We start from the raw sequence: 18,290 nt of genomic DNA, 5'->3' as shown, positions 1-18,290 counted from the left end.
AGTCATGTTATTACGGACGTTGGCGTCGTTGGGGCGCCAGGGAATCTCCACCAGTGCCTCGTTTGGGCGCGCCGGGCTGATGCTGTTTAATGCACTGGTGGGTAAACCCGAATTCAGAAAACAGTGGCCGCTGTTGGTAAAACAGCTTTACAGCGTTGGCGTGCAGTCGCTGCTTATCATCATGGTTTCCGGCCTGTTTATCGGCATGGTGCTGGGGTTACAGGGCTATCTCATCCTGACGACTTACAGCGCCGAGGCCAGCTTGGGCATGATGGTGGCGCTGTCACTGCTGCGTGAACTTGGTCCGGTGGTGACGGCATTGCTGTTCGCCGGACGTGCGGGTTCCGCGCTGACGGCGGAAATTGGCCTGATGAAGGCAACGGAACAGCTCTCCAGCATGGAGATGATGGCGGTCGATCCGCTGCGCCGCGTTGTCGCACCGCGCTTCTGGGCGGGGTTAATCAGCATGCCGCTGCTGGCGGTGATTTTTGTCGCCGTGGGCATTTGGGGTGGCGCGCTGGTCGGTGTGGACTGGAAAGGCATCGACAGCGGGTTCTTCTGGTCTGCCATGCAGGGCGCGGTTGACTGGCGTCAGGATGTCTTGAACTGCGTGATTAAAAGTATCGTATTTGCGATTACCGTAACCTGGATTGCACTGTTTAACGGCTATGACGCGATCCCGACGTCTGAAGGGATCAGCCGTGCAACGACCCGAACCGTCGTGCACTCGTCGTTAGCGGTACTGGGATTGGATTTTGTGCTGACAGCACTGATGTTTGGGAACTGAGTCGATGCAAACAAAGAAAACTGAAGTCTGGGTTGGTGTGTTTATGTTGATCGCGCTGGCTGCCATCCTCTTTTTATGTCTGAAAGTCGCCGATCTCAAATCGATTGGTAGCGAGCCGACGTACCGCCTGTATGCGACGTTTGACAACATTGGCGGGCTGAAGGCGCGTTCTCCGATCAGAATTGGCGGCGTGGTTGTTGGCCGCGTAGCGGATATTTCGCTGGACGAGAAAACGTACCTGCCACGCGTGGCAATGGATATTCAGCAGCGCTACGATCATATTCCTGATACCAGCTCTCTGGCCATTCGCACCTCTGGCTTGCTGGGCGAGCAGTATCTGGCACTGAACATTGGGTTTGAAGATGAGGAAATGGGCACCGCGATCCTGAAAGACGGCGGTGTAATTCAGGACACCAAGTCAGCGATGGTGCTTGAAGACCTCATCGGCCAATTCCTATATAAGAGCGGTAGCAATAGCGAAGATAATACCGGTCAATCGGGTACGGAGCCGGGTGCCAATCCTGCGGCAACCCCTGAACACAACAATGAACCTGTTCCTTCACATCCATAAGAGGATATCTGCATGTTTAAACGTTTACTGATGGTGGCTTTACTGGTGGTCGCGCCATTAGCCAACGCGGCGGATCAAACGAATCCCTATCGTTTAATGAATGAAGCGGCGGAAAAAACTTTTGATCGTTTAAAGAATGAACAGCCAAAGATCAAACAAAACCCTGATTATTTGCGTACGGTCGTACGTGAAGAGCTGCTGCCGTATGTTCAGGTGAGATACGCCGGTGCGCTGGTTCTGGGTCGTTACTACAAAGATTCGACACCGGCGCAGCGTGATGCCTATTTCAAAGCGTTTGAAGCTTATCTGGAGCAGGCTTACGGACAGGCGTTGGCGATGTATAACGGGCAGTCTTATCAGATCGCTCCTGAACAGCCGCTGGGCAATGCCGATATCGTTTCCATTCGCGTCACCATCACTGATAACGGCGGCCGTCCTCCGATACGTCTGGATTTCCAATGGCGTAAGAACAGTAAAACCGGTAACTGGCAGGCATACGACATGATTGCTGAAGGTGTCAGTATGATCACCACCAAGCAGAACGAGTGGGCGGCAATATTGCGTCAGAACGGCGTGGATGGCCTGACTAAACAGTTGGAAGCCTCGGCGAAGCAGACCATCACGTTGGATCAGAAAAAGTAATTTGGGTACGAACATGGCGAACGCATTGAACTGGCAGGCACAGGACTCCACGCTGGCGTTAACGGGCGATCTGGATCGTGAAACGCTGTTACCGTTCTGGCAGCAGCGTGAATCGTTGCTGGCGGGTAAAACCACGCTGGATGTGTCCGGATTAAACCGCGTTGATTCTGCCGGGTTAGCATTGCTGATGCACGTTTATCAGCAGCCGTCTTCAGGCGGAGAGATAACGATTGTCGGTGCCAGCGATAGGCTAAAAACGCTCATTGCGCTCTATAACCTGAATGAAATCATTCCTGTGTCTTAAACGGTAACGTGGGTTATCGGATTCGCCCCTTTAGGCATCGTCTGAAGGGGCGCATTCTTTGTTTAAGATAGCGTCATATTCATCTAAGATACCTCCCTGTAAATCATCTCCCCCTGACATAGAAATCGAGAGCGATGGAAAATAACGAAATTAAAGACGTGCTGATGAACGCATTAGCACTGGAAGAAGCCCATGTTTCTGGTGATGGCAGCCATTTTCAGGTCATCGCAGTGGGCGGACTTTTTGCTGGAATGAGCCGAGTAAAAAAACAGCAGGCTGTTTATGCGCCGCTGATGGAGTACATCGCGGATAACCGTATTCATGCGCTGTCGATCAAGGCTTATACGCCGGAAGAGTGGCAACGCGACCGTAAACTGAACGGCTTCTAAGTATTCCCTGCGAGAGTGGGAATAAACTGCCGGTATCAGTGTGACGATATATTGAATTAAGACATCGAGATACAAAGACTATGGATAAATTTCGTGTTCAGGGCCCAACCCGTTTAGCGGGGGAAGTGACCATTTCCGGCGCCAAGAATGCTGCGTTGCCCATCCTGTTCGCTGCGTTGCTCGCAGAAGAGCCGGTAGAAATTCAGAACGTACCGAAACTGCGCGATATTGATACCACCATGAAGCTGCTTGGTCAGCTGGGTGCGCGCGTTGAGCGTAACGGTTCCGTCCATGTGGATGCCAGCGATGTAAACGTGTTTTGTGCGCCGTACGATCTGGTGAAAACCATGCGCGCCTCTATTTGGGCTTTAGGGCCGCTGGTGGCGCGTTTTGGTCAAGGTCAGGTCTCGCTGCCCGGCGGCTGTGCGATTGGTGCGCGCCCGGTAGATTTGCACATTTACGGCCTTGAGCAGCTCGGTGCGCAGATCGTACTGGAAGAAGGCTATGTCAAAGCAACGGTTGATGGCCGCCTGAAAGGTGCGCACATCGTGATGGACAAAGTGAGCGTGGGTGCCACGGTCACCATCATGAGTGCGGCAACGCTGGCGGAAGGCACCACGATTATTGAGAACGCCGCGCGTGAACCAGAGATTGTCGATACGGCAAACTTCCTGAATACGCTGGGTGCGAAAATTAGCGGTGCAGGTACGGATAAAATCACCATTGAAGGTGTTGCGCGTCTGGGCGGCGGTGTCTACCGCGTGGTGCCTGACCGTATTGAAACCGGGACATTCCTGGTCGCGGCTGCGGTATCCCGTGGTCAGATTATCTGTCGTAATACCCGTCCTGATACGCTGGATGCGGTGTTGGCGAAGCTGCGCGAAGCGGGCGCGGAGATCGAAATTGGCGAAGACTGGATCAGTCTGGATATGCACGGCAAGCGTCCAAAAGCCGTTACCGTTCGCACGTCGCCGCATCCGGGGTTCCCGACCGATATGCAGGCGCAGTTCAGCCTGCTGAATCTGGTTGCGGAAGGGACGGGCGTGATTACCGAAACCATCTTCGAAAACCGCTTCATGCACGTGCCTGAGCTTATTCGTATGGGCGCACAGGCGGAAATTGAGAGCAATACGGTAATTTGCCACGGTGTTGATAAGCTGTCTGGTGCGCAGGTGATGGCGACCGACTTACGTGCGTCAGCCAGTCTGGTATTAGCCGGTTGTATCGCGGAAGGTGTGACGATAGTCGATCGTATTTATCACATCGATCGCGGCTATGACCGCATCGAAGATAAGCTGCGTGCGTTAGGTGCGAATATCGAGCGCGTTAAAGAGCACGAGTAAGTGTTTTAGCTGCTTTATCTTCACAATTAGGTTTGTCAGCCGGGTGGGTCCCCACCCGGTTTCTTGTTTACCTACTGATGTGACTTTATCAACGACCTTGTATGCCGTTATTGGGTAGGGAATTCCTGAATCGTCATTTGTAGTGTGATTTGCTTATTATCGCGCTCAATGGTGACGGGAATGACGGTGCCGGGGCGTATTTCTGAAACCTGCTCCATGGTTTCAATAATCGAACGTGCAGGCTTATTGTTTACGCTCACGATGACGTCTTCGATACGAATCCCCGCTTTATCCGCTGGCCCACCTGAGTCGATAGTCTGAACAAGAATACCGGTTAATCGCCCCTGTGCATTACGGTTGTTGGTTGACGTGCTGTTCTCAAAGTTTTCGAGCTGTACGCCGTTGACGCCAAGATAGCCACGCACTACACGACCATCGCGGATGAGCTTGCCCATCACTTTGGTCGCCAGCGCGACAGGAATGGCGAAGCTAATCCCTTCCGGCGTTTCGCCGTTGCTGCTTTTATCAAACGAGAGGGTATTAATCCCGACCAGCTCACCAAGCGTATTGACCAGCGCACCACCGGAATTCCCGTGGTTGATGGATGCATCGGTTTGTAGCAAATTTTGTCGTCCTACCTGACTTTTTTGCTGACCGTACGTACTAAGGCTGACGCGACCAGTGGCGCTGATGACGCCCTGCGTGACGGTTTGCCCCAGATTGTAAGGATTGCCGATCGCCATCACGACATCGCCGACGTGCGGTATGCGGTCTGGATTTATCGAAATAACGGGTAAATTGACGCCATCAATTTGCAACACCGCCAGGTCTGTCAGGCTATCGGAACCGATCACGCGGGCTTCGTACAGCCTGCCGTCTGACAGCTCTATCTGGATTTGCTGCACGTTATTAATCACATGCTTATTGGTTAAAATATACCCTTTCTCATTCATGATGACGCCGGATCCGAGAGGATGAATGGTGACTTCGCTGGGGTTATCCGGCTTGGTAACCCGGTTATAAACGTTCACCACGGCAGGCGCTGCATTGCTGACGCCCTGATGGTAGCTTATAGGCGAACCATCAGTATTTCTGTCATTGCCTTTCAGAAATGACGAGCCAGACCCGACAAAGGGCAGTACGGCCAGAATAATACCGGCGACGAGGGCACCAAAGAGCGCTGAACGTAATAACTTAGCAAGCATGGCCGTGATTTACTGTGGAAAAAGGGAGATAAAGGGAGGATATCACGAGAAGTTCGGACACCGCATGGCTCGGTGTCCGATTTTTTAACATTAGCGATGTTCTTGCCAGTTAAGTTGCCGAAAAAGACGGCAAGTGATTAACGTAGCAGCAGATAAATCGTTTCTTCGCCCCGGACGATATTCAAGGCCAGAACGGAAGGCTTCGCTTCCAGCAGTTTGCGCAGTTGCGTGATGTTTTCAATACGCTCGCGGTTCACGCCGATGATGACATCGCCTTTTTGCAGACCGACCTGTGCTGCTGGTGTGTCCTTAGCAACGTTATCGATCTGTACGCCTTTGCTGCCGTCTTTCAATTGGCCATTAGTCAGAGAAGCTCCCTGCAATGACGGTGAAAGTGTTTCAGCGCTGGTTGATGCCGATGAGCTGTTATCCAACACGACGGAAACTTCCTGCGGTTTACCATCACGCAGCAGGCCGATTTTTACGGTCTTGCCCGGCGCGGTGGTGCCGACTTTGGCCCGCAGTTCTGCAAAGCTGCTGATTGGTTTACCATCCAGCGTCGTCAACACGTCGCCTGCCTTGATACCGGCTTTGGATGCGGCAGATTTCGGTAAGACTTCGCTGACGAAGGCACCGCGCTGCGCGTCGACGTTGAAGGCTTTCGCCATTTCCGACGTCATCTCGCTGCCTTTAATACCCAGCAGTCCGCGTTTCACTTCACCAAATTCAACCAGCTGCTGCGCCAGATTCTGGGCCATGTTGCTAGGGATAGCGAAACCGATACCGATGTTTCCGCCGCCCGGTGCCAGGATCGCGGTGTTGATACCGATCAGCTCACCGTTGAGGTTAACCAGCGCACCGCCGGAGTTACCGCGGTTGATGGAAGCATCAGTCTGGATGAAGTTTTCTAACCCTTCAAGATTCAGGCCGCTACGTCCCAGCGCGGAGATAATGCCGGAAGTTGCGGTCTGGCCAAGGCCAAACGGGTTACCTACGGCAACGGCAAAATCACCGACGCGCAGTTGATCGGAATCGGCCATTTTTACAGAGACCAGATTCTTGGCGTCATTCAGCTGTAGCAGGGCGATATCGGTCTGCTCATCACGCCCAATCAATTTCGCCTCATACTCACGTCCATCATTAAGCTGGACGCGGATTTTGTCGGCGTTATTGATCACGTGATTGTTGGTGAGCACGTAACCTTTTGCAGCATCAATAATGACGCCAGAGCCCAATCCTTCAAACGGGCGAGAATTTTGTTTGTCCGTCGGGAAGTTAGGACCAAAGAAGAATTTGAATTCTTCCGGTACGCGCTGACGCTGTACCTGTGTACCTTCAACATGCACGCTGACGACGGCTGGCAAAACTTTCTCCAGCATCGGGGCCAGACTTGGCGTCTGTTGCCCTTGAACCACGGCAGGCAGCGCAGCATTCGCTACGGGAAGCGTGGACAGGGTCAAACCTATACTCATTGCCAGTGCACTAAATAGTAATGATGTTTTTTTCATTGTTATTAACTCTCTCACGGCCTGCGGATGAATAAAACGATGATATATAAACTTAAAGACACGGTGAAGAGTCAGACTGGCGATCAATGTGTAAAGTTCACTGCTGTTTCGTCAGCAGATTGTAACTATCGCTTTTTTAATGCGTGATCGGGCGATGACAGCCTGCGGTACGCGTCTTAAACGTACAAGCGTTTTAAGCGTAGAACAAGAGAGGGGAAAGCGTGAGACAGAAAGTCTCACGCTTAAGGGGAAACTGAATTACTTGCGAATCGGGCGTTCGCCACGCAGCAGGCCTGATGCACCGTCGGAATAATCGCGCGGCGGCATGTTCACCGGAGCCTGATCGTTATCCGCTTCTGATTCGGTCAGACGATATTTAAACGGATTATCCTGACCGGGAACGTGAGGTAACAGGTTATTGGAGCTTTTCGCCATGTGCTGATAAAGCTGACGATAATCATCCGCCATGTTATCCAACAGCTCCGCACTGCGGGCGAAGTGACCCACCAATTCCTGACGATAATCTTCCAGTTCGGTTTTGCTTTTCTCCAGCTCATTTTGCAATACCTGCTGTTGCCGCAGCTTACGGTTACCAAAGCGCATGGCGACAGCACCAATAATGATACCGACAACTAAACCTATCAGCGCATACTCCCAAGTCATAATAGCTCCTATTTTGACGTCGTTGTCCCGTAGGGTTTTTCACTTAATAATAGTCACTATAACCGTTAACCTTGCCTGAGTGGAATCCTGATACTCGATGACAGAAAGGAATGTTGACCTACCGCAGACATCAAGGTTGTTAACTGCGACGATTACGGCTTAAATCGACGACAACACACAGCAAAACACGACTAACTTTTTTCTCAGGGATTGCGATGGCTATGGTTATTCCACAGACAACACAGCAGCAAACAACACCCTTGGCGCTTTATCAGCAGGCGCTTTCCGCTGGTGAATATCAGCCAGACGAGGTGCAACGGCAAACCGTTGTGCGCCTGGAAGCGATACATCAGGCGTTATGTGAACGTGCTGCTGATGGCGATGCGGGGACATCCGAGCGCGTGGGGAAATGGCGTAGCTGGTTGGGGCGGCGTAATAAACGTGAATCTGCGCCAGTTCAGGGGCTGTACATGTGGGGCGGCGTCGGGCGTGGTAAAACCTGGCTGATGGATATGTTTTTCCACAGCTTGCCTGCTGAGCGAAAAATGCGCCTGCATTTTCATCGTTTTATGCTGCGTGTGCATGAAGAACTGAACCAGTTTCAGGGGCAGGAAAATCCGCTGGAGAAAGTGGCCGACGGTTTTAAAGCCGAAACGGATGTGCTGTGCTTCGATGAGTTTTTCGTCTCTGACATTACCGATGCGATGCTGTTGGCTGAACTGCTGCGTGCGCTGTTTGCCCGTGGCATTGCATTGGTGGCGACGTCGAATATTCCGCCAGACGATCTCTACCGTAATGGGCTGCAACGCGCGCGTTTTCTGCCTGCGATTGAGCTGATTAAGCAGTATTGTGAAGTGCGTAATGTCGATGCGGGTATCGATTATCGTCTGCGTACGCTGACGCAGGCACACCTTTATCTCTCGCCGCTGAATGAAGAGACAGATGCTGCGATGCAGCAGATGTTTACCCGCCTGACCGGGAAACAGTGGCAGACGCCGGGGCCGGTGCTGGAGATCAATCATCGTCCGTTATCGACACTTGGCGTGAGTGACGGCGTATTGGCGGTCGATTTCCACACGCTGTGTACCGAAGCACGCAGCCAGAATGATTACATCGCACTTTCACGTCTCTACCACACAATGCTGTTGCACAATGTGACGGTGATGGAAACGAAGGAAGAGAATACCGCCCGCCGTTTTCTGGCGCTGGTGGACGAGTGCTACGATCGCCGTATCAAATTGATTATTTCTGCGCAGGCATCGATGTTTGATATCTATCAGGGAGAACACCTGAAATTTGAATATCAGCGCTGTTTATCCCGTTTGCAGGAAATGCAAAGCGAAGAGTACTTGCGTCAACCCCATTTGGCGTAACGCAGACGATGGCTTTTCGTCATTTTCGAGCGAAAAAGGGTCGATTTTTAAGAATGACTTCTCTATAATCTTGCGACCCCACGTTACAACAAAGTTTTTTTCCCAAAAACTTTATAGTGCCGGCAATGGCTATTCGAAGGGGTAGGTTTGCTGGACTTGATGGTCGTGTGAGCCTCAACTGTTTTCGAGCGTTCGGGTGTTCACCAACGTGTAACTAATTATTGGGTAAGCTTTTAATGAAAACTTTTACAGCTAAACCAGAGACCGTAAAACGTGACTGGTACGTTGTTGATGCGAACGGTAAAACTTTAGGCCGTCTCGCTACTGAACTGGCTCGTCGTCTGCGCGGCAAGCATAAAGCGGAATATACCCCGCACGTTGATACGGGTGATTACATCATCGTTCTGAACGCTGACAAAGTTGCTGTAACTGGCAACAAGCGTACTGACAAGATTTATTATCATCACACCGGTCACATCGGTGGTATTAAACAAGCGACCTTTGAAGAGATGATTGCCCGCCGTCCTGAGCGTGTGATTGAAATCGCGGTTAAAGGCATGCTGCCGAAGGGCCCGTTGGGTCGTGCTATGTTCCGTAAACTGAAAGTTTACGCGGGCACCGAGCACAATCACGCGGCACAGCAACCGCAAGTTCTGGACATTTAATCGGGATTATAGGCAATGGCTGAAAATCAATACTACGGCACTGGTCGCCGCAAAAGCTCCGCCGCTCGCGTGTTCATCAAACCGGGCAACGGTAACATCGTTATCAACCAGCGTAGTCTGGAACAGTACTTCGGTCGCGAAACTGCCCGCATGGTAGTTCGTCAGCCGCTTGAACTGGTCGACATGGTTGGTAAATTTGATCTGTACATCACCGTTAAAGGTGGTGGTATCTCTGGTCAGGCTGGTGCGATCCGTCACGGTATCACCCGCGCTCTGATGGAGTATGATGAGTCTCTGCGTAGCGAACTGCGTAAAGCTGGTTTCGTTACTCGTGATGCTCGTCAGGTTGAACGTAAGAAAGTCGGCCTGCGTAAAGCACGTCGTCGTCCTCAGTTCTCCAAGCGTTAATTTCTGGCTGCTTTGCAGCGAAATCAATGCAAAAAACCCGGTGCTGGTCACCGGGTTTTTTTATGCCTCAGCCGCATTAGCGGGGGCAAGTCAGCAAAACTTGGCGTTGTCGATTATTCAGGCATTTACTCTGCCTGACCGTAATGGTCTCTTCATCCGCTTTATCGCTATTGAGTATGGACAGATCCGCTGTATTAGCGCCACTTTTATTAAGGGTGACGACTTCCGGTTCGCCATGGTGACGTATGGCTTTTCTGAAAAAGCTCAGTGCAGCTGCAGTATCCCGTTTATCCGTCAGCAGAAAATCAATCGTCTGGCCGACTGCCTAGTACAGGTGTCTAACTTTAATATAGGTCTCATCCATTCGCCAGCGGCGTCCCACGGGACGTTTATGACGGCGAAAGGCCTGGTCCAGTCGTGATAACCCAACGATGAAGCGTGGAATGGTCAACGAGGATGCCGCGCTCAGCCATCATCTCTTCCAGATCGCGGGGGCTCAGGGCATAAGCCAGATACAAGCGAACACACTGAGCAATGACATCGACGGGGTAATGCAGGCGTTTAAAGGATTTTTGGATCAGAGACATGGTCAGGCAACATTGTGAAAAAACAGCATATTACCTGAGCTGATGCTTAATGCGACAGAACCCTTTTATCCGTTAGGTCCTGCCTACTGATTCATTTCGCCAGTTGAGTCTGCAACTGGCAGATCTTTTATAGCTGCTGTATCTGTTGATTTGATTTTTTCGATGGCAATAATATTGCCTGACATTGCTTCATTGAGCACTTCTACCGCCGTACTGGCATCACGATTTTTGATCGACATGTAGACCTTGATATGGGCCTCCACGCTCTCGAGGGTGATACCGAGCGCACGGTTAAGCTCTTCAAGGTAGTAGTAATAGATGTCTTTAATCGAGTTCATCACGTTGTAAAAAACGCTGTTGTGCGATGCCCTGACAATCGCCAGATGGAACTCGTAGTCCGCTTCCGAATACTTTTTGTAGTCGCCCTTGTTGATCAGCATACTGTTCAGCGCGTCTTCTAGCTGGCGGATGTCGTCATCGGTGGCGTGCGTGACTGCGAGCTCCACGCATTTGAACTCCACGGTCTGACGGAAAATCATCATATCGTGAAACTCTTCGCGGCTAAGATGCATGATCGGGCGGTGATCGTTACTCAACATCTGAGGCGTGAAGTTTTCGCTCACATAGCTGCCGCTGCCCTGTCGCGTCACAACAATCCCCAGGTCACGAAAACGCTGCACCGCGCTGCGAACGCTGACCCGGCTGACGTTAAATGAGGTGGTCAGCTCGGCTTCTGAGGGCAAACGGCTACCCGGCGCCCAACTGCCATCCAGCAATTTGCAGCTTATCTGATCATAAATTTCATTTACAACATTCTGTTTTTGAATGGATTTTATGCTCAATATAGGTATCCGCAGTCAGTTTAGAAACGTCATACAATATATCATTTTTAAAATCAAAGCGCCCAAGCGGGCGCCTGATCTTAACAAGTTTGTACTTTTGCTGCCGTGGATTTTTCAGTGCTAAACGAGGTGAGTGAGGTGAGTAACACCGCCACAACCAGCGAGGCCCCATGAAGACATAAGAAGCGCCTGGGCCACCCGTTAAGCCATTCAGATAACCGACAATCCATGATCCGACGAACGAACCTAGAGCGCCGAAACTTACGATAAATGCCATTGCACCAGCCAACACATTACGCGGGATCATTTCCGGCATTGCGGCAAAGAATGGTCCGTAAGGGGTATACATCGCGCCACCGGCAACCATCAGCAGGACATACGAGAGCCAGAAATTGGATGCTCCAACGGTAAACGACCCAATAAAGCAGATTGCGCCCAATCCTAAAAACAGAAGAACAATGATTTTACGGTTCAGAAATTTATCTGAATACCAAGATGCACTCAGCATAAGTGGCACAGCTAATAAGTAGGGTGCTGCAGATAGCCAACCTGTTGCTACGATACCCAATCCAGATGCTGACTTCAAAATAGAGGGTAGCCACATAATGAAACCATACATCCCAATATTCCAGAAGAAATGTATAAAGGAGAGTGATAAGACTTTGCGGGAACGAAATGCTTCGCTGTAGTTTTTAATTTCTTTAATATTGGTTTGTTCTGCTGCCAGTGCCGCTTCAATATCTTCTTTTTCTTGCTCTGTTAACCATTTAGCATCCGTGGGGCGGTCAACAAAAATAAACCACCAGATAGCCGCCCAGATGATGGCGGGGATGCCTTCGATAATAAACATACCGCGCCAGCCAAAAGCATCCACGAGATATCCTGACAGCACTGACATCCAAAGTACGGTTATGGGGTTGCCAAGAAAAAGAAACGTGTTGGCTTTTGACCTTTCTTTCTTAGTAAACCAATGACTTAAGAAAACAAGCATGGCAGGCATAACAACGCTTTCAGCCACGCCAAGCAGGAAGCGAATGACTGCCAGCACCTTAACGTCGTAGACCATGCCGGTCGCCGTTGCTAATATCCCCCAGAGAATTAAACTCCAAAAAATAAGCTTCTTGGCACTTCTTTTTTCAGCGTAAATACCACCGGGCACCTGAAAGAAAAAATACCCAAGGAAGAATAGAGCGCCCAGTAGTGAGGAAATCCCTGGTGTGATATTGAGATCCTCAGCCAGACCGGCAGCTGCGCCAAATCCATAATTAGCGCGGTCGAGATAGGCAAGACTATAGGTAATAAACGCCAGTGGAATTAACTTACGCCAGCGAATCGGTGCTAACCGTTTTTGTATGTTTTGATTCATGATGTTTTCCCGTTTAATTACTGCCATTCGCTTAACGAATGGCAGTAGATGTTAATTACAGCACTGCGAGCCAGCCGCCATCGACGTAAATAATTTGCCCGTTGATATAATCTGATGATTTGGATGATAAGAAGACGGCGGTGCCGATGAGCTCTTCAGGACGACCCCAGCGCTGAGAAGGGTTACTGCTTTTCACCCAGCTATCGAACTCCTTGTCTTCGATAAGCGCGGTGTTCATGTCGGTCAGAATGTAGCCCGGCCCAATGGCGTTGGTCTGGATATTAAACTGCGCCCATTCTGCGGCCATCGAGCAGGTGAGCATTTTGATGCCGCCTTTTGCCGCCGTGTACGGGGCAACCGTCGGGCGGGCCGCCTGGCTGGTGAGCGAGCCGATATTAATGATTTTGCCGCCGCTGTTGCGCGCAATCATTCGTTTCGCCGCAGTGCGAGAGACTAGGAATGCGCTGGTCAGGTTGGTGTCGATCACCTTCTGCCATTTTTCCAGCTCCAGTTCGACCATCGGTTTGCGGTACTGAATCCCAGCGTTATTGATCAGGATATCAACACTGATCCCTTCTGCATCGAGTTTGCTAAACGCCTCCTCAATCGCCTGTTCATCGGTGACGTCGAAAGCCACGCCGTGTGCGTCGTAGCCCTTGCTTTTTAGCGTATCCACTGATTCGACCAGCAGCGTGTCGCGAATATCATTCAGGATGACCCGTGCGCCCGCAGCGGCAAGGCCCTCTGCGTAGGCAAAGCCCAGTCCACGTGCAGAACCCGTTACCAGCGCCGTTTTCCCGGTTAAATCAAATAAAGCGGTCATGTTGTTTCCTCATTCGTTTAATTTGTATGACGACTATCTTATTTAAGGTTGGATTTTCGCCTTGATAAAATCAACATCTCACCCATAAATTTGCAACAAGGATCACAAACATCTCTGCATGGTGATCGTTGTAATTCAATTAATACAATTAGTTATAGGAAGTCGTTTATTTTTTATTGACCGCAATTTGATCGCTGTCACAGAATTGCGCTCGCAACAATCCTCTGTAAAAAAAGCGTGATATAACAGCGCATAGTTGTAGGACAACTTACAAATATGTGTCATGTTATCCACAACAGCATGACATGCGGTAAATTCGCTGAGTTGAGGAGTGAAAGTGAGTAACCTGAAAATCACCAACGTGAAAACGATTCTGACGGCGCCAGGTGGCATTGATTTAGTGGTCGTCAAGGTCGAAACCAACGAGCCGGGGCTTTATGGGCTGGGATGTGCGACCTTTACCCAACGTATTTTCGCGGTTGAAGCGGCCATTAATGAGTACATGAAGCCTTTCCTGATCGGGAAAGATCCTTCTCGTATTGAAGATATTTGGCAGTCTGCTGTCGTGAGCGGCTATTGGCGCAATGGGCCGGTGATGAACAATGCGATCTCGGCTATCGATATGGCGCTGTGGGATATCAAGGGCAAAGTCGCTAACCTGCCGGTCTATGAATTGCTGGGCGGCAAATGCCGTGACGGTATTCCGCTTTATCGTCATTGCGATGGTGCGGATGCGGTTGCGGCGGAAGATAACATCCGTGCGGCAATGGAAGAAGGGTACCAGTATGTTCGTTGTCAGATGGGCATGTACGGTGGAGCGGGGACGGAAGACCTCAAACTGATTGCCACTCAGTTGGATAAAGCCAATATCACGCCGAAGCGCTCGCCAAGAACGAAGACGCCCGGTATTTATTTCGATCCTGATGCTTATGCCAGAAGCATTCCGGCCTTTTTCGATCATCTGCGCAATAAAATTGGGTTTGATGTTGAATTTATTCATGATGTTCATGAGCGGGTATCGCCGGTTACCGCGTTGCAAATGGCGAAGTCTCTGGAAGATTACAAGCTCTTTTATCTTGAAGACCCCGTCGCGCCAGAGAATGTTGATTTCCTTAGCGTGATGCGCCAACAAACATCCACCCCAATCGCGATGGGCGAACTGTTTGTTCATGTTGCCGAATACAAGCACCTGATAACCAATCATCTGATTGATTTTATTCGCTGCCATATCAGTATGATCGGTGGGATTACACCCGCCAAAAAACTGGCGACACTCGCCGAGTTTCATGGCGTGAGAACCGCCTGGCATGGCCCGGGTGATATCTCCCCTATTGGCGTAGTCGCGAATATGCACATTGATATGAGTATTACTAATCTGGGTATTCAAGAATATACGCCGATGAATGAGGCTCTACGGGATGTTTTCCCTGGCTGCCCAGATATTGAAGGCGGATACGCGTACCTGAACGATAAGCCAGGATTAGGGATTGATATCGATGAGCAAAAAGCGAAGCAATTCCCTGTTGAAGGTGGATTGCCGTCATGGACGAATGCACGCTTGCCAGATGGCACGGCGGCACGACCTTAATCATCGGCTTAACGGCATCAATTTGCTTTAATTTCGATTACTTAGAAGCCGACGGCCCTCGTCGGCTTCTATGCGCTTGACGCTTCAACGCAGGCTAATACCGGGGATTGATTATTCTCTGGCGGTGTTGTTTGGCCTTCGCTATTGCAGATGAAAAATTTGTATTTAATAAAAAAACTCTTATTTATCATTTTGTTAAATAAGATTATCCGCTTATATCCCCACAAAACGAACAAAATCTGATAAGCTATCCGCCGATTTTGTGCCTGTGTGTAAGCTATCGTGTAGCGGTTTAAAACAGCCGGATTTTGTCCGGTGACGTTTACACACATTGGCAAGCAGCATTTCGAATAGCGGTTTGCAGGTTACTGACTGCGCGGTTATTCGCCATATTTTCTCGATAAACTTGGAGGTTTTCATGGCTGTCGCTGCCAACAAACGTTCGGTAATGACGCTGTTTTCTGGTCCATCCGACATTTTTAGCCATCAGGTCCGCATCGTATTGGCGGAAAAGGGTGTGAGTGTCGAGATTGAGCAGGTAGACATGGATAATCTGCCTCAGGATCTTATTGACCTCAATCCTTACGGTTCCGTGCCAACGCTGGTCGATCGCGAACTGACGCTCTATGAATCCCGTATTATCATGGAGTATCTGGATGAACGTTTTCCTCATCCGCCGTTAATGCCTGTCTATCCGGTTGCGCGCGGTAACAGCCGCCTGATGATGCACCGCATTGAGAGCGACTGGTATTCTTTGCTGAAGAAAATTACGCACGGCAGCGCTCAGGAAGCGGACGCAGCACGTAAGCAATTACGTGAAGAACTGTTGGCCATTGCCCCTGTGTTCAATGAAGCGCCTTACTTCATGAGCGAAGAGTTCAGCCTGGTGGATTGCTATCTGGCTCCGCTGCTGTGGCGTCTGCCGCAGTTAGGCATTGAACTGAGTGGTTCGGGCGCGAAAGAGCTGAAAGGCTACATGACTCGCGTCTTTGAGCGTGATGCGTTCCTGGCTTCCCTGACGGAAGTGGAACGTGAAATGCGTTTGCAAACCCGAGGTTAAACCGTATGGCGTTGTCTCAACTGTCTCCGCGTCGTCCGTATTTATTACGGGCTTTTTATGATTGGTTGCTGGATAACCAATTAACGCCTCATCTGGTGGTAGATGTCACTCTGCCGGATGTTATGGTGCCGATGGAGTTCGCCCGTGACGGCCAGATCGTGCTGAATATCGCACCGCGCGCTGTTGGCGGCCTTGAGTTAGCTGATGACAGCGTTCGTTTCAATGCCCGTTTTGGCGGCGTACCACGTCAGGTTTATGTGCCGATGGCGGCCGTCATGGCGATTTATGCACGTGAGAACGGGGCTGGAACGATGTTTGAGTCCGAACCTGCTTACGAATCTGCAGGTGAATATGAAGACTTTCAGGAAGGCGCACCCGCTTCAGGGACGGTCATGTCGATTGTCGATAGTTCACCTGATTCTGAAGCGCCTGACGATGGCTCGGGTTCTGATGATGAACCACCACAGCCACCTAAAGGTGGCCGACCGTCGCTACGGGTCGTGAAGTAATGTTTAAGGGCACCCTTGTGGTGCCCTTTCTTATTCCCGTTATTCGCTGACTATACGGTTAATTGAACACCATTCCGCCATCAATCAATAGCGATTGTCCCGTCATATAGTCAGAATCGTGGCTGGCCAGATAGGACACGCAGGCAGCGACATCTTCCGGCTCGGAAAGGCGGCCCAGCGTGATGCGTTTGGCGAACTCTTCCGTCGCATAGCCACGCGGTTTCCCTGCGGATTCGGAGATCTTCCGATCAATTTCATCCCACATTGGCGTTTTTACGATACCTGGACAGTAACCATTGACCGTGATGCCCAGCGGCGCTAAATCGCGCGCAGCCGTTTGCGTTAAGCCACGAACCGCGAATTTACTTGAGCTGTAGACGGCGAGTTCAGGGTTGCCTACATGCCCAGCCTGCGAACAGGCATTGATAATTTTACCGCCGTGACCCAGAGATTTGAAGGCATCGAGCGCAGCCTGAATCCCCCAGATAACGCCTTTGACGTTGATGTTATAAACGCGATCGACAACGTCTGGCGTGATGTCTTCAATCAGGGTTGAAGGGGCCACACCGGCATTATTGACGATGACGTTAAAGTCACCAAAGTGCTTTTTGGTTGCGGCAACCGCAGCGAAAACTGCCTCACGATCCGCGACGTCCGCCTGTAGTGCGATGGCCTGTCCGCCGGATTTTTCGATTTCCTGCGCGACGCTGTGTGCGGTTTCTTGGTTATAGTCCACGATGGCGACGGCAAAACCGTCTGCCGCCAGTCTGAGAGCAATAGCGCGGCCAATTCCTTGACCGGCTCCTGTTACAAGAGCCACTTCGACTGTCATATTTCCTCCTTAATGAAATCCAATCTCAATAAAGACAAATTAATGCCGGAGGTAAGTGTAGGTCTTTAGCGTGATATTGCAGGATTTATTACGAAAGGTTCTTTAGAACCCAGTGGAAAGATGAAGTTTTTATTAGCCTGTCTGGTGTGATATTCCGAGGAAATAAGTGGGGTATGTTGGCATCGATTGCTACGGTGCGACTTATTTCATTTTCTTGCTGCGGCCTTAGGGGAATATCGATTGAACGTTGAACATTTTCCAACTTCCTGAGAATAAGAAAAAGCGCGTATATAACCTATGCTATAACCGAAACTGGCGGTGATATCCTTTTTATGGGGTATTGCGATTCCAGAACGAAAACTCAGGAGAGGGATCAATGCATCAAGGTCGTTGTTTATGTGGTGGTGTGACGATTTCCACGGCGTATTCGGTGAGTCAGGTAGATGCCTGCCACTGTGGAATGTGCCAGACGTGGGGCGGTGGTCCGCTCATGGCTATTGAATGTACGGATCCGGCGATTGCCATAGAGGGTGAGGAAAATATTACGGTCTGGCAGTCATCGGAATGGGCCGAACGTGGTTTTTGCCGCGTATGTGGAACGCACCTGTTCTATCGGCTGCGTGGCGGTGGTACTTATCATATTCCGGCGGGTCTTTTTGCTGACGAAACCAATAAAACGTTGGTATCGCAGATTTATATTGATAAGAAACCGAGCTACTACTCGCTTGCTGAGAAAACACCGATGCTGACGGAACAGGATGTGATTGACCTGTATTCAGGTAAAGATTGAGTATTCAAATAAAGACTGAATCGGGTGAAGGCTGA

Annotated in this window: 19 protein-coding genes and 2 pseudogenes; 13 read left to right on the top strand and 8 right to left on the bottom strand. The window is 50.5% G+C overall.

What is annotated here, in order from left to right; all coding sequences use genetic code 11:
* Positions 1-4: 4 nt before the first annotated feature.
* The 6 genes from mlaE to murA all read left to right on the top strand — a co-directional run bounded on the left by mlaE (position 5) and on the right by murA (position 4,036).
* Positions 5-787: a lipid asymmetry maintenance ABC transporter permease subunit MlaE gene (gene mlaE / locus QWJ20_RS09315; protein ID WP_010296655.1), complete on the top strand. Its 783-nt coding sequence runs from the start codon at positions 5-7 to the stop codon at positions 785-787.
* Between the two features lie 4 nt (positions 788-791).
* Positions 792-1,358: an outer membrane lipid asymmetry maintenance protein MlaD gene (gene mlaD / locus QWJ20_RS09310; RefSeq protein WP_095701298.1), complete on the top strand. Its 567-nt coding sequence runs from the start codon at positions 792-794 to the stop codon at positions 1,356-1,358.
* Between the two features lie 12 nt (positions 1,359-1,370).
* Positions 1,371-2,000, top strand: a complete 630-nt coding sequence (gene mlaC / locus QWJ20_RS09305) for a phospholipid-binding protein MlaC (protein ID WP_109410533.1) — start codon at positions 1,371-1,373, stop codon at positions 1,998-2,000.
* 13 nt (positions 2,001-2,013) lie between these two features.
* A complete protein-coding gene (gene mlaB / locus QWJ20_RS09300) occupies positions 2,014-2,304 on the top strand; it encodes a lipid asymmetry maintenance protein MlaB (protein ID WP_029367657.1) in 291 nt (96 codons plus the stop codon).
* Between the two features lie 134 nt (positions 2,305-2,438).
* Positions 2,439-2,693 (top strand): BolA family iron metabolism protein IbaG, encoded by a 255-nt coding sequence (gene ibaG, locus QWJ20_RS09295; protein ID WP_039304057.1) that lies wholly within the window; start codon positions 2,439-2,441, stop codon positions 2,691-2,693.
* A gap of 80 nt (positions 2,694-2,773) precedes the next feature.
* Positions 2,774-4,036, top strand: coding sequence for a UDP-N-acetylglucosamine 1-carboxyvinyltransferase (murA, locus tag QWJ20_RS09290; protein WP_039354621.1), 1,263 nt, complete (start codon positions 2,774-2,776; stop codon positions 4,034-4,036).
* A 107-nt stretch (positions 4,037-4,143) separates the two neighbouring features.
* Here murA and degS read toward each other — a convergent pair whose 3' ends face one another.
* The 3 genes from degS to zapG form a co-directional block, all read right to left on the bottom strand.
* Positions 4,144-5,241 (bottom strand): outer membrane-stress sensor serine endopeptidase DegS, encoded by a 1,098-nt coding sequence (degS, locus tag QWJ20_RS09285; protein ID WP_433992351.1) that lies wholly within the window; start codon positions 5,239-5,241, stop codon positions 4,144-4,146.
* 137 nt (positions 5,242-5,378) lie between these two features.
* The gene (degQ, locus tag QWJ20_RS09280; RefSeq protein ID WP_095701302.1) at positions 5,379-6,749 is read right to left on the bottom strand and encodes a serine endoprotease DegQ; all 1,371 of its coding nucleotides are present in this window, start codon (positions 6,747-6,749) and stop codon (positions 5,379-5,381) included.
* Positions 6,750-7,007: 258 nt separating this feature from the next.
* Entirely contained in the window at positions 7,008-7,412 is a 405-nt protein-coding gene (zapG, locus tag QWJ20_RS09275) for a Z-ring associated protein ZapG (protein WP_010296674.1), read from the bottom strand.
* A 221-nt stretch (positions 7,413-7,633) separates the two neighbouring features.
* On the opposite strand from zapG, the gene zapE reads away from it, so the two are divergent.
* The 3 genes from zapE (at position 7,634) to rpsI (ending at position 9,858) form a co-directional block, all read left to right on the top strand.
* Complete coding sequence (zapE, locus tag QWJ20_RS09270) at positions 7,634-8,785, top strand: cell division protein ZapE (RefSeq protein ID WP_120358167.1); 1,152 nt, start codon at positions 7,634-7,636, stop codon at positions 8,783-8,785.
* Positions 8,786-9,021: 236 nt separating this feature from the next.
* Positions 9,022-9,450: a 50S ribosomal protein L13 gene (gene rplM, locus QWJ20_RS09265; protein WP_005975488.1), complete on the top strand. Its 429-nt coding sequence runs from the start codon at positions 9,022-9,024 to the stop codon at positions 9,448-9,450.
* A gap of 15 nt (positions 9,451-9,465) precedes the next feature.
* Positions 9,466-9,858, top strand: a complete 393-nt coding sequence (gene rpsI / locus QWJ20_RS09260) for a 30S ribosomal protein S9 (RefSeq protein WP_010280182.1) — start codon at positions 9,466-9,468, stop codon at positions 9,856-9,858.
* Positions 9,859-9,958: 100 nt separating this feature from the next.
* Here the strand turns inward: rpsI and QWJ20_RS09255 are convergent.
* The 4 genes and pseudogenes from QWJ20_RS09255 to QWJ20_RS09240 all read right to left on the bottom strand — a co-directional run.
* Positions 9,959-10,445, bottom strand: a pseudogene (locus QWJ20_RS09255) (IS6 family transposase); the annotation flags it as partial.
* A gap of 83 nt (positions 10,446-10,528) precedes the next feature.
* Complete coding sequence (locus QWJ20_RS09250; RefSeq protein WP_095701304.1) at positions 10,529-11,287, bottom strand: FadR/GntR family transcriptional regulator; 759 nt, start codon at positions 11,285-11,287, stop codon at positions 10,529-10,531.
* 80 nt (positions 11,288-11,367) lie between these two features.
* Positions 11,368-12,653 (bottom strand): annotated as a pseudogene (locus QWJ20_RS09245) (MFS transporter).
* A 55-nt stretch (positions 12,654-12,708) separates the two neighbouring features.
* Entirely contained in the window at positions 12,709-13,476 is a 768-nt protein-coding gene (locus QWJ20_RS09240) for an SDR family oxidoreductase (RefSeq protein ID WP_095701306.1), read from the bottom strand.
* Positions 13,477-13,813: 337 nt separating this feature from the next.
* On the opposite strand from QWJ20_RS09240, the gene QWJ20_RS09235 reads away from it, so the two are divergent.
* The 3 genes from QWJ20_RS09235 to sspB all read left to right on the top strand — a co-directional run bounded on the left by QWJ20_RS09235 (position 13,814) and on the right by sspB (position 16,633).
* Positions 13,814-15,064: an enolase C-terminal domain-like protein gene (locus QWJ20_RS09235; RefSeq protein ID WP_174869198.1), complete on the top strand. Its 1,251-nt coding sequence runs from the start codon at positions 13,814-13,816 to the stop codon at positions 15,062-15,064.
* A 418-nt stretch (positions 15,065-15,482) separates the two neighbouring features.
* The gene (sspA, locus tag QWJ20_RS09230) at positions 15,483-16,124 is read left to right on the top strand and encodes a stringent starvation protein SspA (protein WP_005975503.1); all 642 of its coding nucleotides are present in this window, start codon (positions 15,483-15,485) and stop codon (positions 16,122-16,124) included.
* A 5-nt stretch (positions 16,125-16,129) separates the two neighbouring features.
* Positions 16,130-16,633 carry a ClpXP protease specificity-enhancing factor gene (sspB, locus tag QWJ20_RS09225; protein WP_010296690.1) on the top strand — a complete coding sequence of 168 codons (504 nt, stop codon included), beginning with the start codon at positions 16,130-16,132 and terminating at the stop codon, positions 16,631-16,633.
* A gap of 58 nt (positions 16,634-16,691) precedes the next feature.
* Here the strand turns inward: sspB and QWJ20_RS09220 are convergent, their stop codons facing one another.
* On the bottom strand, positions 16,692-17,465 hold the full coding sequence (locus QWJ20_RS09220) for a (S)-acetoin forming diacetyl reductase (protein WP_433992350.1): 774 nt from the start codon (positions 17,463-17,465) through the stop codon (positions 16,692-16,694).
* Between the two features lie 376 nt (positions 17,466-17,841).
* Between QWJ20_RS09220 and QWJ20_RS09215 the strand changes: the two genes are divergently transcribed.
* Positions 17,842-18,255, top strand: a complete 414-nt coding sequence (locus QWJ20_RS09215) for a GFA family protein (RefSeq protein WP_219678829.1) — start codon at positions 17,842-17,844, stop codon at positions 18,253-18,255.
* Positions 18,256-18,290: the final 35 nt, after the last annotated feature.

The sequence above is a fragment of the Pectobacterium sp. S5 genome, from assembly GCF_051707265.1.
In the GTDB taxonomy this organism is placed as follows: domain Bacteria; phylum Pseudomonadota; class Gammaproteobacteria; order Enterobacterales; family Enterobacteriaceae; genus Pectobacterium; species Pectobacterium polare.
Note: the sequence above shows the minus strand (reverse complement) of the source record. Positions and strands in the feature narration are given on the sequence as shown.